The sequence below is a fragment of the Pseudonocardia halophobica genome, assembly GCF_027922425.1.
In the GTDB taxonomy this organism is placed as follows: Bacteria; Actinomycetota; Actinomycetes; order Mycobacteriales; family Pseudonocardiaceae; genus Pseudonocardia; species Pseudonocardia halophobica.
In genome coordinates this window covers 284,599-298,294 of record NZ_BSFQ01000004.1, presented here as the reverse complement: position 1 = coordinate 298,294, position 13,696 = coordinate 284,599, and the positions used below count along the sequence as shown (strand labels likewise).

11 protein-coding genes are annotated in these 13,696 nt (G+C 74.0%); 3 read left to right on the top strand and 8 right to left on the bottom strand.

Annotated features, from left to right (window positions below):
• Nucleotides 1-16: 16 nt before the first annotated feature.
• Entirely contained in the window at nucleotides 17-724 is a 708-nt protein-coding gene (locus PKE99_RS07605; protein WP_231498037.1) for a M50 family metallopeptidase, read from the bottom strand.
• An 88-nt stretch (nucleotides 725-812) separates the two neighbouring features.
• On the opposite strand from PKE99_RS07605, the gene PKE99_RS07600 reads away from it, so the two are divergent.
• The gene (locus PKE99_RS07600) at nucleotides 813-1,730 is read left to right on the top strand and encodes a helix-turn-helix domain-containing protein (RefSeq protein WP_037040775.1); all 918 of its coding nucleotides are present in this window, start codon (nucleotides 813-815) and stop codon (nucleotides 1,728-1,730) included.
• Here the strand turns inward: PKE99_RS07600 and PKE99_RS07595 are convergent.
• The 3 genes from PKE99_RS07595 to PKE99_RS07585 form a co-directional block, all read right to left on the bottom strand.
• Entirely contained in the window at nucleotides 1,717-2,967 is a 1,251-nt protein-coding gene (locus PKE99_RS07595; protein WP_051736758.1) for a M23 family metallopeptidase, read from the bottom strand. The genes PKE99_RS07600 and PKE99_RS07595 overlap by 14 nt on opposite strands.
• A 79-nt stretch (nucleotides 2,968-3,046) precedes the next feature.
• Nucleotides 3,047-3,682: a LysE family translocator gene (locus PKE99_RS07590; protein WP_037040774.1), complete on the bottom strand. Its 636-nt coding sequence runs from the start codon at nucleotides 3,680-3,682 to the stop codon at nucleotides 3,047-3,049.
• Between the two features lie 53 nt (nucleotides 3,683-3,735).
• The gene (locus tag PKE99_RS07585) at nucleotides 3,736-4,653 is read right to left on the bottom strand and encodes a DUF2961 domain-containing protein (RefSeq protein WP_037040772.1); all 918 of its coding nucleotides are present in this window, start codon (nucleotides 4,651-4,653) and stop codon (nucleotides 3,736-3,738) included.
• 119 nt (nucleotides 4,654-4,772) lie between these two features.
• Here PKE99_RS07585 and PKE99_RS07580 point away from each other — a divergent pair, with 119 nt between their 5' ends.
• Nucleotides 4,773-5,900, top strand: a complete 1,128-nt coding sequence (locus PKE99_RS07580) for a DUF5685 family protein (RefSeq protein WP_197040451.1) — start codon at nucleotides 4,773-4,775, stop codon at nucleotides 5,898-5,900.
• Nucleotides 5,901-5,974: 74 nt separating this feature from the next.
• Here the strand turns inward: PKE99_RS07580 and PKE99_RS07575 are convergent, their stop codons facing one another.
• The 4 genes from PKE99_RS07575 to PKE99_RS07560 all read right to left on the bottom strand — a co-directional run bounded on the left by PKE99_RS07575 (nucleotide 5,975) and on the right by PKE99_RS07560 (nucleotide 12,500).
• The gene (locus PKE99_RS07575) at nucleotides 5,975-9,007 is read right to left on the bottom strand and encodes a bifunctional [glutamine synthetase] adenylyltransferase/[glutamine synthetase]-adenylyl-L-tyrosine phosphorylase (RefSeq protein ID WP_037040770.1); all 3,033 of its coding nucleotides are present in this window, start codon (nucleotides 9,005-9,007) and stop codon (nucleotides 5,975-5,977) included.
• 53 nt (nucleotides 9,008-9,060) lie between these two features.
• On the bottom strand, nucleotides 9,061-9,435 hold the full coding sequence (locus tag PKE99_RS07570) for a DUF6027 family protein (RefSeq protein WP_037040769.1): 375 nt from the start codon (nucleotides 9,433-9,435) through the stop codon (nucleotides 9,061-9,063).
• A complete protein-coding gene (gene glnA, locus PKE99_RS07565) occupies nucleotides 9,432-10,775 on the bottom strand; it encodes a type I glutamate--ammonia ligase (protein ID WP_037040767.1) in 1,344 nt (447 codons plus the stop codon). The genes PKE99_RS07570 and glnA overlap by 4 nt, the downstream gene beginning before the upstream one ends.
• An 84-nt stretch (nucleotides 10,776-10,859) precedes the next feature.
• On the bottom strand, nucleotides 10,860-12,500 hold the full coding sequence (locus tag PKE99_RS07560; protein ID WP_231498036.1) for an alpha/beta hydrolase: 1,641 nt from the start codon (nucleotides 12,498-12,500) through the stop codon (nucleotides 10,860-10,862).
• A gap of 246 nt (nucleotides 12,501-12,746) precedes the next feature.
• On the opposite strand from PKE99_RS07560, the gene panB reads away from it, so the two are divergent.
• The gene (panB, locus tag PKE99_RS07555) at nucleotides 12,747-13,652 is read left to right on the top strand and encodes a 3-methyl-2-oxobutanoate hydroxymethyltransferase (protein ID WP_081923752.1); all 906 of its coding nucleotides are present in this window, start codon (nucleotides 12,747-12,749) and stop codon (nucleotides 13,650-13,652) included.
• Nucleotides 13,653-13,696: the final 44 nt, after the last annotated feature.

Below are 13,696 nucleotides of genomic sequence, written 5' to 3'. Positions count from 1 at the left end.
TCTCGGCCGAGCATGCTCAGGGCATGAAGACGATCACTGCAGCGGCCAGTGTGGCCCCCAGCCCGATCAAGCCGAACACCCCCGCCCACATTCCCCCCGGCATCCCCGTGATCGCGGCGAGCTGGTCGGCGTCGGAGGTCGTGGTGCGGCGCCGGCGGCGGCTGCGCTGCAGCTCGCGTACCGCCCGCAGGCCTCCGAACAGCAGGAACCAGCACAGCGCGGCTGCGAAGCCGGCGCGCCAGTCCGGCGGCGCCCACGTGGCGACCGCGCCCAGCACGCCGCCCGTCACGAGCACGGCGAACGCCCCGAACAGGTTGCGGATGTACACGAGCGTCGCGACCAGCAGCGCGACGCCGAGCCAGAGCAGCGCGCTCGTGTGGCCGCCCGCGACGAGCGCGGCGCCGCCCAGCCCGAGCAGCGGCGGGAAGACGTACCCGGCGAGGAACATCAGCACGACGCCCGGCCCGCGCCCCGCACCCGTCGAGTGGGTGACGCCGGAGGTGTCGGAGTGCAGCCGGATCCCGGTGAGCCCGCGCCCGACCAGCACGGCGACGAGCGCGTGCCCGCCCTCGTGCGCGATCGTCACGACCGTCCTGGTCGTCCGCCAGGACACCGTCCACAGCACGACGAGCAGTGCGGCGGCCGCCGCGGCGAGCTCGGCGGGGCGGGCGGTGAGGCCGTCGACGATCGCGTCGAGCACGCCCTGGACCTCGGATGGCAGCACGCGCCGAGTGTGGCAGCGCCGGCTGTGCGCGGGCTGAGGGCCCGAATACCTTGACCTTCCAGCCGCTGGAACCTCGAAGGTGGATCCCGTGACCGCGACGCACGAGGGGACGGACCCCCTGCTGACGATCGGGCAGCTCGCCCGGCGCTCGGGGGTGCCCGTCCGCACGATCCGCTTCTGGTCGGACGAGGGCCTGCTGCCCGAGACCGACCGGAGCCCCGCCGGCTACCGGCGGTACGACGCGGCCGCCGTGGCCCGGCTCGATCTCGTCCGCACCCTGCGGGAGCTCGGGATGGGGCTGGACGACGTGCGGGAGGTGCTGCTGCGTCGCCGCCGCGTCGGCGAGGTGGCCGCCGCGCACGTGCGGGCCATCGACGAACGGATCCGCGCCCTGCGGGTGCAGCGTGCCGTGTGCACGCTGCTCGCCCGCGACGGCACGGATCCCGCACCGAGGGAGCTGAGACTGATGAACGACCTGGCCAGGCTGTCCGCCGAGGAGCGGCAGCGGATGATCGACGAGTTCGTGGCGGAGGCCTTCGCCGGCACCGACCCCGAGGCGCCCGGCGCGGGCATCGCCTCCGCCATGCGCACGATGCCGGCCGAGCTGCCGGACGACCCGACGACCGAGCAGGTGGAGGCGTGGATCGAGCTCGCCGACCTCGTCGCCGATCCCGACTTCAAGGCGCGGGTCCGGGAGATGGCCGTCGCAGGGTCGGAGGCCGCCGCGCCGCCGCCCTACGACCCCGCGGCGGTGCTGGAGCACGCCGGCGCGGCGCTGCGGGAGGGCGTCGACCCCGCCTCCCCGGAGGCGGCCGCGGTGCTGGAGCGGATCGGCGTCGACGAGAGCGCCGACCGGGCCGCGCTGGCGGCGACGGTCCACACGTTCAGTGACCGGCGGGTCGAGCGGTACTGGACCCTGCTCGGGCGGCTCAACGGCTGGCCGGAGCGGCCGCCGAGCGTCCCGGCCTTCGAGTGGTTCGCCGCCGCCCTGCTCAGCAGAAGGTGACGACGTTGCGGTCGAGCGGCATCTGACCCCGCCGCTCGTCCGTGTCCGTCGACGCCGTGTACGGCAGCACCGGGGTGGGCTGCTCGGCCAGCACGTCGTCCCAGATCCGCTCGGTGACCTGGCCGTTCACCCGCATGCAGTCGAAGGCGAACGGCGTGCTGTCCGTCGGGAAGAACGTCGGTTCGGTGTTGACCTGGAAGTGCAGGTGCGGGGCCGTCGAGTTGCCGGAGCTGCCGATGTGGCCCAGCACGTCCCCCTTCCTCACCTGCTGGCCGGTCTTCACCGCGACCGAGTCCTTCTTGAAGTGGGCGTACATCACGTACACCCCGGGCGCGATCATCAGCGTGACGTGGTTGCCGACGGTCTCGACGATCGGCGGGATCGGCGGCGGCTGCGGCAGGGACGTGGTGTCGGCGAACCCGTCCGTGGCGTCGACAACGACACCGTCCGCGACCGCGATCGCGGGCTTGTCGTAGGCGAGGAAGTTCGTGATCGTCGAGGGGTCGTCCACCCAGGCGCGGTGCTGGTCGTCGAGCAGGTACCAGTCGATGGCGTAGCGCTGCGGGACGAGCATCTGCCCGTTCATCGGGGCGATCCCCCGGCGGTGGTGGGTGTCGTCGACGCAGCAGCCGTCGCTGGCGTACCAGGGGCCGCCCTGCAGCGGCGGGCCGAGGACGGGCGCCGCGGCGGTGCTCACCGCGACCGACCCGGCGTCGACCTCCGTGGCGGGCCCGCCGCCGACGGAGCCGGTGACCCGGTGGGCCAGGGCGGTCGGCACCGAAGTCGATCCAGGGCCGTCGAACAGGACGTCCAGCCAGACGACCGCGGTGGCGCCACCGGGGATCGGGGCGGCGGACCCGGTGGGGTCGCCGACGGGCTCGTCCCCGGTGCTCGCGGCGAGCAGGTCGGCCTGGGCCGCCAGCTCGCCCCCGCTCAGCGAGAGCACGACCTGCCGGCCCGCCAGCACGTCGACCCTCTCCATGGTGAACGGGGCGGGCGTGGCGTTGGTGAGCAGCAGCTCGTAGGTCACGTGCGTCCTGCCGTCGGTCCCCAGGACCGGGCCGGGCGTGGTCACCGTGGTGGCCGAGAGCGGCGTGAACTTCGTGGTCGGGGCGATGCCGCCGGCCGGGACCTCAGGCGGTCGGAGCTGCTGCGCGGGCTCGGCCGGAGCGCCCGCGCACCCGGCGACGACCAGCAGGAGCAGGACAACGACTACGCCGACTCGGCGAACAGGCATGCGAACTCCCAGGTCATCCCCGACCCGCACACAGGCTAAGGGGTCCTGCTCCCGAGGAGAAGGGACCCAGGTCCTGTGATCAGTCGTGGCGGCCGGTGAAGGCCAGCCCGATCCCCATCCCGACGAGCACCAGCCCGCCCGCGCCGCCCATCCGGCGCAGGCGGGCCGGGCTCGTCGCGAACCAGTCCCGCGCCGCGCCCGCGACGAGGCCCCAGGTCGAGTCCAGCAGCGCCGCCGTCACGCAGAAGAGCAGGCCGAAGACCAGCAGCTGCAGCGACGGGTTCGGAGCCTGCGGGCCGAGGAACTGCGGCAGCACGGCCGCGAAGAACACCAGCGCCTTGGGGTTGGTCAGCCCGACCACCACGCCCTGCAGGAACACCCGCCGGTCGGCGACGGCGCCGGGAGCGCCCAGCGCGGCCACGAGGTCGCCGCGGGTGCGGATGGTGTGCACGCCGAGCCAGACGAGGTAGACCGCGCCCGCGAACTTGATCACGGTGAACACCGCGGCCGACGCCGCGGCGACGGCCCCGAGCCCCAGTGCGACGACCACCACCAGCACGGCCACGCCCGTGGTGTTGCCCGCGACGCTGGCCAGCGCCGCGCGGCGGCCGTGCGCGAGGGCGCGGCCCACGATGAAGAGCACGCTCGGGCCGGGGATCGCCACCAGGACCAGCGACGCGGCGAGGAAGGCGAGGATCGCGCCGGTCGAGGGCATGACGGTGACCGTAAGGCGGTGGTTCGTGCCTGCGCCACGCATTTCGCGGGCCGTCACTGGTAGTAGAGGAGGCACCAGCAGAGGGTGTCGCCCGTGGTGCAGGCGGGCTCGGGCAGGGACCTGACGACGGCGGAGCTCGTGAAGGGGATCCCGCCCCACTTCGACCACAGATCGGTGGCCATGCCCACCACGTTCACGTTGCCGGCCGGCCGGTCCGTGCCGACGTAGCTGTGGATGCTGGTGCCGTAGTCGCGGCGGCCGTGGAAGTACCACCCGCTGTCGAACCAGTCCTCGGTCCCCGTCGCCTCGATCTGCGGCGTCGGCTCGCCGTCGACCGCGACCGAGAAGTTGCGTTCGAGCCAGGACAGGTTCGTGGCCCCGACCCCGCCGACGTAGGAGTGGTGGACGATCGACCCCGGGCCGCCGGTGATCTGGGCGAGTGTGGTGGTGGATGCGGCCGTGCGGGTGACCTTCTGGTCGACGTAGCGCGCGCCCTGGCAGCGCAGGCGCCGGCCGTCGGCCTCGTCGGTCGAGGTCAGGCCGTACGTCGCCATCGAGTAGATGCTCGCGGTCTGCCCGGCGTCGATGTTGAGGTAGGAGATCCTGATCGAGCTGCCGAAGGGCAGGGGGTAGGTCGACAGGAACGCCGTCTGGTAGCTCGCGCTGTCGATCTCGACGTGCAGGTGCGGGCAGGAGTGGCTGGTGTTCGCGCTGCCGGCGCCCCAGTGCGTCGCCAGGAGCGTGCCCATGTCGATGTCGATGGCGGGCGCCGGCGAGCCGTCGTAGGCGACCCGCAGCCGGGCGTCCAGGGCCGGCACGTTGCCGCCGCCGAGCGCCATCCAGAGGGAGACGACGACCCCGGGACCGGTCCGGGCGAACACCGTGCGCTCCGTGTTCGGCGGTACCCGGACGTTCTCCAGCTTGTCGATCCGGAGCTTGCCCTGCCGCAGCGAGGCCAGCGGGTTCGCCATCGCTCATCCCCTCGTCCTCGGGACCGCCCTCTCGACGCGGTCCGAGGCTACTGAGGACACGCGGGACCGGGGAAGCCGACGCGCACCGGACGGCCGGGTACCCCGCTACGATCCGGCGCGTGTTCGGCATGGTCCGGCCCTGCCGGCACACCCTCTCCCCCGCCCTGCGCGCCGAGTGGATCGGCCACCTGTGCGGGCTCTGCTACGCGCTGCGCGACGAGTACGGCCAGGCCGCGCGGATCGCCACCAACTACGACGGCCTGCTGATCTCGGTCCTGCTCGACGCCCAGTCCCCGGCCCGGGGCCGCCGGACCGCCGGGCCCTGCCCGTTGCGCGGGATGCGGACCGCGCGGGTCGCGACCGGCGACGGCGCCCGGCTGGCCGCCGCGGTGAGCCTGGTGCTGGCCTCGGCCACACTGGCCGACCACGTCGCCGACCGCGACGGCGCCTTCGCCCGCCGTCCGGTCGCCGCGGCCGCCCGTCGGCTGGCCGCCGGCTGGGCCGACCGGGCGTCGACGGGTGCGGCCGGGCTGGGCCTCGACCCGGCGGTCCTGCTCGACGCCGTCGCCCGCCAGCCGGCGCTCGAACACGCCGGCTCGCCCCTGCTGACCGTGACCGAGCCGACCGAGACGGCGACCGCCGCCGCCTTCGGGCACACCGCCGTCCTCGCCGGGCGGCCGGACAACGCGGCCCCGCTCGCCGAGGCCGGGCGGCTGTTCGGCCGGCTCGCCCACCTGCTCGACGCCGTCGAGGACCTCCCCGCCGACGCCGCCGCCGGCGCCTGGAACCCGCTGCTCGCGACCGGCACGGACCTCCCGGCGGCGCGTGGCCTGGCCGACGACGCCGCGCTCGGCATCCGGCTCGCCCTCGACGAGGTGCGGTGGACCGACCGCCGGCTGGCGCACCGGCTGCTGGTGCACGAGCTCGACCGGTCGATCGGGCACGCCTTCTCCGATGGTGCCGCGCACGCCGAGCGCAAGCCCGGCAACCCCGATCCCGACGCCCCGCCCTCCCGCCCCGGCCCGCGGCCGCCGCGCGGGGCGCTCGCGGGCTGCGCCGTGGCCGTCGGCCTGTTCTGCAGTTGCCAGATGTGCTGCGCCGACACCTTCGAGGACCCGTGGACCCGCGAGGCGCGGGAGGGCTTCTGCCGCAGCGACACCTGTGCGAACTGGTGCGACTGCTCCGAGGCGAGCTGCGACTGCTGCGACTGCTGCTCGGACTGCGACTGCTGCGGGTGCGACTGCTGACCCGGCTCGTTTTCGCAGCTCAGCCCAGGTCGTGAGTGCCTACTGCCCCTCTAGGGGCAGTAGGCACTCACGGGTCAGGAGTCCCAGCCGTAGAACACCCGCTCCACCACGGCCCGGGCGCGGCGGGTGGTGCGGCGGTAGTCGTCGAGGAAGCGGCCGGGGTCGCCGTCGGCCGGGTAGCCCAACGCCGCGGCGACGGCCGCCAGCTCCCGGCCCGAGCGCGGCAGCTGGTCCCCCGGCTTGCCCTTGACCAGCATGATCGCGTTGCGGGCGCGGGTCGCGGTCTCCCAGCCGGCCTTCAGCTCCGCCGCGTCCTCCCCGCTGATCAGGCCCGCCTCGGCCGCCTCGCGCAGCCCCTCGAGCGTCGAGGTCGTGCGCAGTTCCGGGATGTCGCCGGCGTGCTGCAGCTGCAGGAGCTGCACGGTCCACTCCACGTCGGCGAGCCCGCCGTGGCCGAGCTTGGTGTGGGTGGAGCGGTCCGCCCCGCGCGGGAGCCGCTCGTCGTCGACCCGGGCCTTGATCCGCCGGATCTCGGTGACCTGCGCCGTGGTCAGCCCCTCGGCCGGGTACCGGATCGGCTCGATCAGCTCCATGAACCGCCGGCCCAGCTCCGGATCGCCGGCGACCGGCCGGGCCCGCAGCAGCGCCTGCGACTCCCACACCTCCGCCCAGCGGGCGTAGTACTCGCGGTAGGAGTGCAGGGTCCGCACGAGCGGGCCGGACCGCCCCTCGGGCCGCAGGTCCGCGTCGACCTGCAGCGCCGGGTCCGGGCTCGGCGCGCCGAGCCGCCGCCGGACCGTCTCGACGACGCTGGTCGCGAACTTGACCGCGTCGGCGTCGGGGATCGACTCGTCGGCCGGCTCGCACACGAACATCACGTCCGCGTCGGAGGAGTAGCCCAGCTCGGCGCCGCCGAGCCGGCCCATCCCGATCACCGCGATCCGGGCCTTCGGCGGCGCCCCCGCGGCGACCTCCCGGATCGTGGCCTCGAGCGTCGCGCGCAGCACCGCGACCCACACCGTGGACAGCGCCTCGCACACCTCGGCCACCTCGACCGCACCGAGCAGGTCGGCGCAGGCCACCCGCAGCATCTCGTGCCGGCGCATCGACCGTGCCGAGGCGACCGCGGAGGTCAGGTCGTGCTGCCGGGCGACGGAGGCGAGCAGCCACTGCCCGACGACGGCCGGGTCGCGCTTGAGCTCGTCGGGCTGGCCGGGATTGGGCGCGGCCAGCACGCGCAGGATCTCCGGCGCGCGCACGAGCAGGTCCGGGACCAGCGCGGACGTGCCCAGCAGGCGCATGAGGCGCTCGGCGACCAGGCCCTCGTCGCGCAGCAGCCGCAGGTACCACGGCGTGTTCGCCAGCGCCTCCGACACCTGCCGGTAGGCCAGCAGACCGCGGTCCGGGTCGGGTGTGGCGGCGAGCTCCTCCAGCAGCACCGGGAGCAGCGTCTGTTGGATCGACGCCGCCCGGGACACCCCGCCGGTCAGCGCCCGCAGGTGGCCGAGCGCGCCCTCCGGCGAGGCCCAGCCCAGCGCCTTGAGCCGGGCCGCCGCGGCCTTCTCCGACAGCCGGGACTCCTCCGGCGACAGCCGCGACACCGACTGCAGCAGCGGCCGGTAGAACAGCTTCTCGTGCAGCCGCCGGACCCGCCGGGCGTTGCGCGACCACTCCGCGAGCAGCACCCCGACGACGTCGTGCCGGCCGTCCGGGCGCAGCCGCGCAGCCCGGCCGAGCCAGCGCAGCGCGTCCGTGTCGTCCTTCGCCGGGAGCAGGTGGGTGCGGCGCATCCGCTGCAGCTGCAGCCGGTGCTCCAGCAGCCGCAGGAAGCGGTAGGAGGCGGCGAGGTTGGCGCCGTCGTCCCGCCCGACGTACCCGCCGTCCGCCAGCGCGGCCAATGCCTCGAGCGTCGACGGGGAGCGCAGCGACTCGTCCGAGCGCCCGTGCACGAGCTGCAGCAGCTGCACGGCGAACTCGACGTCCCGCAGCCCGCCGCGGCCGAGCTTCAGCTCCCGCTCGGCGTGGTCCGGCCGCACGTGCTCCTCGACGCGGCGGCGCATCGCCTGCACGTCCTGCACGAAGTCGTCCCGGCTGGCCGCGTTCCACACCATCGGCGCGACGGCCTCGGCGTACGCGGCGCCCAGCTCCTCGTCCCCGGCGATCGGCCGCGCCTTGAGCAGCGCCTGGAACTCCCAGGTCTTGGCCCAGCGCTTGTAGTAGGTGACGTGCCCGTCGAGCGTGCGGACCAGCGCGCCCTGCCGGCCCTCCGGCCGCAGGTTGGCGTCGACCTGGAAACAGGCCTCCCCCGCGATCCGCATCACCCGGCTCGCCAGCCGGGACGCGGCCTGCGTGTCCCCCTCGGCCACGAAGATCACGTCGACGTCGCTGACGTAGTTGAGCTCGTGCCCGCCGCACTTGCCCATGCCGATCACGGCGAGCCGGACGTCGTCGGGCGGGTCGACCTCCTCCAGCGCGACGGCCAGCGCGGCCCGGATCGCGGCGGCGGCCAGGTCGGCGAGCTGCGCGGCGACCTCGTCGACCTCCATCACCGGCAGCGACGTCTCCCCGACCGCGGCGAGGTCCGCCCCGGCGAGCCCGAGCAGCTCGTCGCGGTACGCCGTGCGCAGCGCGGTGATCGCCGCCGCCCCGGTGATCTGGGCGCGGGCCCCGCCCGGGCCGCCCGACGCGGGCTCGTCGGGATCGGCGCCGACGGCGCGGAGCAGGTTGGCGGCGCGCCGGGCGAGGTCCGGCGGCGGGTCGTCGCGCTCCGGGCCGTCGGCGAGCAGCCGCCAGCGGTCGGGGTGGGTGACCAGGTGGTCGCCCAGCGCCGTGGAGGCGCCGAGCAGCGCCAGCATCCGGCCGCGCAGCCCCAGGTCGGTGCGCAGCTCGGCGTCGACGGTCCTCCAGTCCCCCGCGGCCTTGGCGAACCGCTCGACCTGCCGCAGCGCGAGGTCGGGGTCGGGCGAGCGGGCCAGCGCCCACATGATCGGCTCCGCGCCTTCGACGGGCCGGTCCTCGGCCCACCAGCCGAGCTCGGCGAGGGTCTGCTCCGCCCAGGGCTCGGTCAGGCCGAGGCGGGCGAGGGAGGTCCGGGTACGTTCCGCCACGTCGACCGATCCTGCCCTATCGGGGCCCGGTTCCGGGTGTCGTGCCCGGCCCGTCACGGACCGGGATAGAGATCGGGATCGTCGAGCGGGGCGCCGAGCCAGCCGAGCAGGGCGGCGATCTCCCGGTACGCGGCGAGCCGCGCCCCGTCCGTGCCCTCCGCCTCGGCCTTGCGGACCGGCTCGCGCAGCCGCTCGACCATCGCCGGGCCGAGCTCGAGGAGCCCGCCCGAGCCCGTCGTCGCGAACCGGGCGAGGACGTACCGGACCAGCGCGCCGACCGGGATCCCGGTGTGCGCGCTGAGCCCGTGGAGCGTGTGCAGCGGGTCGAGGCGGCCGTACTCGGCCACCTCGGCCTTGAAGTTGGCGTCCGGGTCGTCCGGCTCCCAGGGCCCGGCGTAGCGCTCGAGCCGGACGACCTCGTCCGTCACAGGACGGGCAGGTAGGTCGCCAGCTCGTACGGCGTGACGTTGCGCCGGTAGTTGTCCCACTCCGCCCGCTTGTTGCGCAGGAAGAAGTCGAACACGTGCTCGCCGAGGATCTCCGCGACCAGCTCCGAGTGCTCCATCGCGCCGAGGGCCTCGGTGAGGTTCTGCGGCAGCGCCTCGTAGCCCAGCGCCCGGCGCTCGGTGTCGGTGAGCGACCAGACGTCGTCCTCGGTGGCGGCCGGCAGCTCGTAGCCCTTCTGCACGCCCTGCAGCCCGGCACCCAGGATCACCGCGAACGCCAGGTACGGGTTGCAGGCGCTGTCCAGCGTGCGGATCTCCACCCGCCGGGTCGACGACTTGCCGGGCGAGTACATCGGCACCCGGACCAGCGCGGAGCGGTTCGCGTGGCCCCACGACACGGCCGTGGGCGCCTCGCCGCCCGTGATCAGCCGCTTGTAGGAGTTGACCCACTGGTTGGTCACGGCGCTCATCTCGCGCGCGTGCCGCAGCACCCCGGCGACGAACGCCTTGCCCGTCTCGGACAGCTCGTAGGGGTCGTCCGGGTCGTGGAAGGCGTTGCGGTCGCCCTCGAAGAGCGAGAAGTGGGTGTGCATGGCCGACCCGGGGTGGTCGGTGAAGGGCTTGGGCATGAAGGACGCCCGCACGCCCTGGGTCAGCGCCACCTCCTTCACCACGTACCGGAAGGTCATGATGTTGTCGGCCATGGTGAGCGCGTCGGCGTAGCGCAGGTCGATCTCCTGCTGGCCGGGCCCGCCCTCGTGGTGGCTGAACTCGACCGAGATGCCCATCGACTCGAGCGTCTCGATGGCGTTGCGCCGGAAGTGCGGCGCCACGTCGTGGCTGGCCTGGTCGAAGTAGCCGCCGGAGTCGGCGGCGATCGGCGGCGACCCGTCCGACGGCAGGTCGCGCAGCAGGTAGAACTCGATCTCGGGGTGGACGTAGCAGGTGAAGCCGGCCTCGCCGGCCTTGGACAGGGCGCGCCGCAGCACGTGCCGCGGGTCGGCCCAGGACGGCGAGCCGTCCGGCATGGCGATGTCGCAGAACATGCGCGCCGAGTAGTGCTCGCCGTTGGCGGTCTCCCAGGGCAACACCTGGAAGGTGGAGGGGTCGGGACGGGCGACCATGTCCGACTCGTAGACCCGGGCGAAGCCCTCGATCGCCGAGCCGTCGAACCCGATGCCCTCCGCGAACGCCCCCTCGAGCTCGGCGGGGGCCACCGCCACCGACTTGAGATAGCCGAGCACGTCGGTGAACCACAGCCGCACGAAGCGGATGTCGCGTTCCTCGAGCGTTCGCAGCACGAATTCCTGCTGGCGGTCCATGGCCGCCAGGCTAGGAATCTCGTGTTACGTGAATGTTTCGTGGCTGCTCAGGGTGTGGGACGCCGCAGCGCGAACGGGTGAGTCTCACTGGGCGGGCAGCACGCACTGGGCGCCCTCGTCCGGGAGCGTGCCGTCGACGAGGTAGGCCGTGAGCTTGTCGTCGATGCAGGCGTTGCCCTGGTAACCGGCGGTGTGCTGGTTCCCCTCGACCTTCAGCAGTCGCCCGTTCAGGTCCTCCGCCAGGTCGACGCCGGCCTGGTACGGCGTGGCCGGGTCCCCCGTCACCGAGACGACGACGACCGGGGCCAGCCCGTCGGCCTGCGGCCGGTGCGGCTCCAGGGTCGGCGGGACGGGCCAGAAGGCGCACGGGTCCTTCGCGTTGACCGCGCCGCGCCCGGTCGCGGTGAACGGCGCGGCGCCCACCACGCCCTCGTTGAGCTTCGCGACCTGCGCCGGGTCGGTGATGCGGACGTTGTCCATGCAGGTGATGGCCTGGAACGCCTCGAGCGAGTTGTCGTACTGCCCGTTCACGCGCTTGTAGTAGAAGTCGGCCAGGGTCAGCAGGACCGAGCCGTCGCCCGCGGCCAGCTTGGAGATGCCCAGCGACAGTGCCGGCCAGAGCGAGCGCAGGTAGAGCGCCTGCTGCACGCCGGTGATCGCGTCGGAGAAGGACAGCGTGCGGGTCGGGTCCGAGGTCCGGGCCGGGTTGTCGATCAGCGGCTGGACGATCTTCTGCCAGGTCGCGGTGACGGCCTTGGGGTCGGTGCCGAGCGGGCAGTTCGGCTGGGTCGTGCACCAGGCCCCGTAGGCGTCGAAGGCCTGCTGGAAGCCCGCGCTCTGGTCGATGTTCGTCTCCACCGTGTCCTGCGTGGGGTCGACGGCGCCGTCGAGCACCATCGCGCGGACGCGGGTCGGGAAGGCCTCGGCGTAGGTGGAGCCGACCGACGTCCCGTACGAGTAGCCGTAGTAGGTCAGCTTCTCGTCGCCGAGGGCGGCGCGCAGCACGTCCAGGTCCTTGACGACCTCGCGGGTGCCCAGGTGCGCGAGCACGTCCGCGCCCATCCGGGCGGTGCAGCGGTCGGCGTACTCCTTGTTGTGCGCCTCCAGCGCGGCCACGCCGGCCGGGGACGGGTCGGAGTAGACCGTGGCCCGGTACTGGTCCTGCTCGGCGTCGGTCAGGCAGTCGATCGACGGCTCGCTGACCCCGACCCCGCGCGGGTCGAAGCCCACGAGGTCGAAGCGGGCCTGGACCGGCGAGTTCTCCGTCGACTTCACGGTGGCGGGCACGAGCTGCGTGCCCGAGACGCCGGGACCCCCCGGGTTGAGCAGCAGCGAGCCGATCCGGTTGGCCTGGTCGGTGGCCTTCGACCGCATGACGGCGATCTTCACCGTCTTGCCGTCCGGCTGCGCGTAGTCGAGCGGGGCCTCGAGCTTGGCGCACTGGTAGCGCGGGTCGCGGTACTGGTCCGCGACGTCGGGCGAGGCCGCGTAGTCCGTGCAGGGGCCCCACTGCAGCTGCTGGCCGTAGAAGCGGGCCAGCGCCGGGTCCTGCGCAGGATCACCCGGCGGGGTGGCCGTGGCCGCGGCCGGCGCGGTCGCGGTCGGGGCGGAACAGGCGGACAGACCGACGCAGGCGAGGACCGCGACCAGCGCGGTCAGGGCCCGTACGCCCAGGTGGGGCGGCCCGGACGGGGAGCGACGACGCGACGACACGGAGCCAAGCACCGCGCCAGCATGACAGCGGCGGCCCGGTGCGCCACCCGGGGTGCGGTGAGCGGGGCGCACACCGCCGTGTGAGGTGCGTCGCCGGACCGTGCGTGCGGTGAGCGCCGGGTGTCACGCTTTCGGCGCACGACCTTGAGCACGACCCCAGCCAGACCGAGCACGACCGAGCACGACCGAGCACGACCCCAGCCAGACCCAGACGACCCGGGGACCTGCGGTGCAGGCCTCGAGGGAGGACGGACGACGATGTCCCGCGACACCACCGGCACGCCCGCGCACGGCACCCCCGCGAACGGTGCCCACGGCTCTGCGCACGGCGAGGTGCAGGCGCCCTACCGCAGCGCCGCCCCGCAGAAGCGCACCCGGGTGCACCACCTCGCCGAGATGAAGCAGCGCGGCGAGCGCTGGCCGATGCTCACCGCCTACGACGTCTACTCCGCGGAGATCTTCGACGAGGCCGGCATCCCGGTCCTGCTCGTCGGCGACTCCGCCGGCAACAACGTCTTCGGCCACGACAACACCCTGCCCGTCACCGTCGACGAGCTGATGCCGCTGGTCAAGGCGGTGGTCCGGGGTGCGAAGCACGCCCTCGTGGTGGCCGACCTGCCCTTCGGCAGCTACCAGATCTCCCCCGCCCAGGCCCTGGAGACCTCCTTCCGGTTCATGAAGGAGGGCGGCGCGCACGCCGTCAAGCTCGAGGGCGGCGCCCACTACGCCCCGCAGGTCGAGGCGCTCACCGCCGCCGGCATCCCGGTCATGGCGCACCTGGGCTTCACCCCGCAGAGCGAGCACGCCCTCGGCGGGTTCCGGATCCAGGGCCGCGGCCAGTCCGCCGAGCAGCGCCTGGTCGACGACGCCCTCGCCCTGCAGGAGGCCGGCGCGTTCGCCGTCGTGCTGGAGATGGTGCCGGGCGAGGTCGCGAAGCGGGTCACCGCGGAGCTCACGATCCCGACGATCGGCATCGGCGCCGGCCCGGACTGCGACGCGCAGGTGCTCGTCTGGTCCGACATGGCCGGGATGAACCGGGGCCGCAAGCCGCGCTTCGTCAAGCCCTACGCCGACCTGGGCGGCCTCCTCCTCGACGCGGCCCGCGCCTACGCCGCCGACGTCCGGGGCGGCGCCTACCCCGACGAGGCCCACACCTACCACTGACCCACCCGGTGAACGGCGCTCCCGCTCATCATGAGGGATGAGCG

Coding starts and splice junctions, on each gene's coding strand:
- glnA (WP_037040767.1), bottom strand. CDS start 10,775: ATGGACCGCCAGCAGGAATTCGTGCTGCGAACGCTCGAGGAACGCGAC.
- PKE99_RS07595 (WP_051736758.1), bottom strand. CDS start 2,967: ATGCCTGTTCGCCGAGTCGGCGTAGTCGTTGTCCTGCTCCTGCTGGTC.
- PKE99_RS07590 (WP_037040774.1), bottom strand. CDS start 3,682: ATGCCCTCGACCGGCGCGATCCTCGCCTTCCTCGCCGCGTCGCTGGTC.
- PKE99_RS07585 (WP_037040772.1), bottom strand. CDS start 4,653: ATGGCGAACCCGCTGGCCTCGCTGCGGCAGGGCAAGCTCCGGATCGAC.
- panB (WP_081923752.1), top strand. CDS start 12,747: ATGTCCCGCGACACCACCGGCACGCCCGCGCACGGCACCCCCGCGAAC.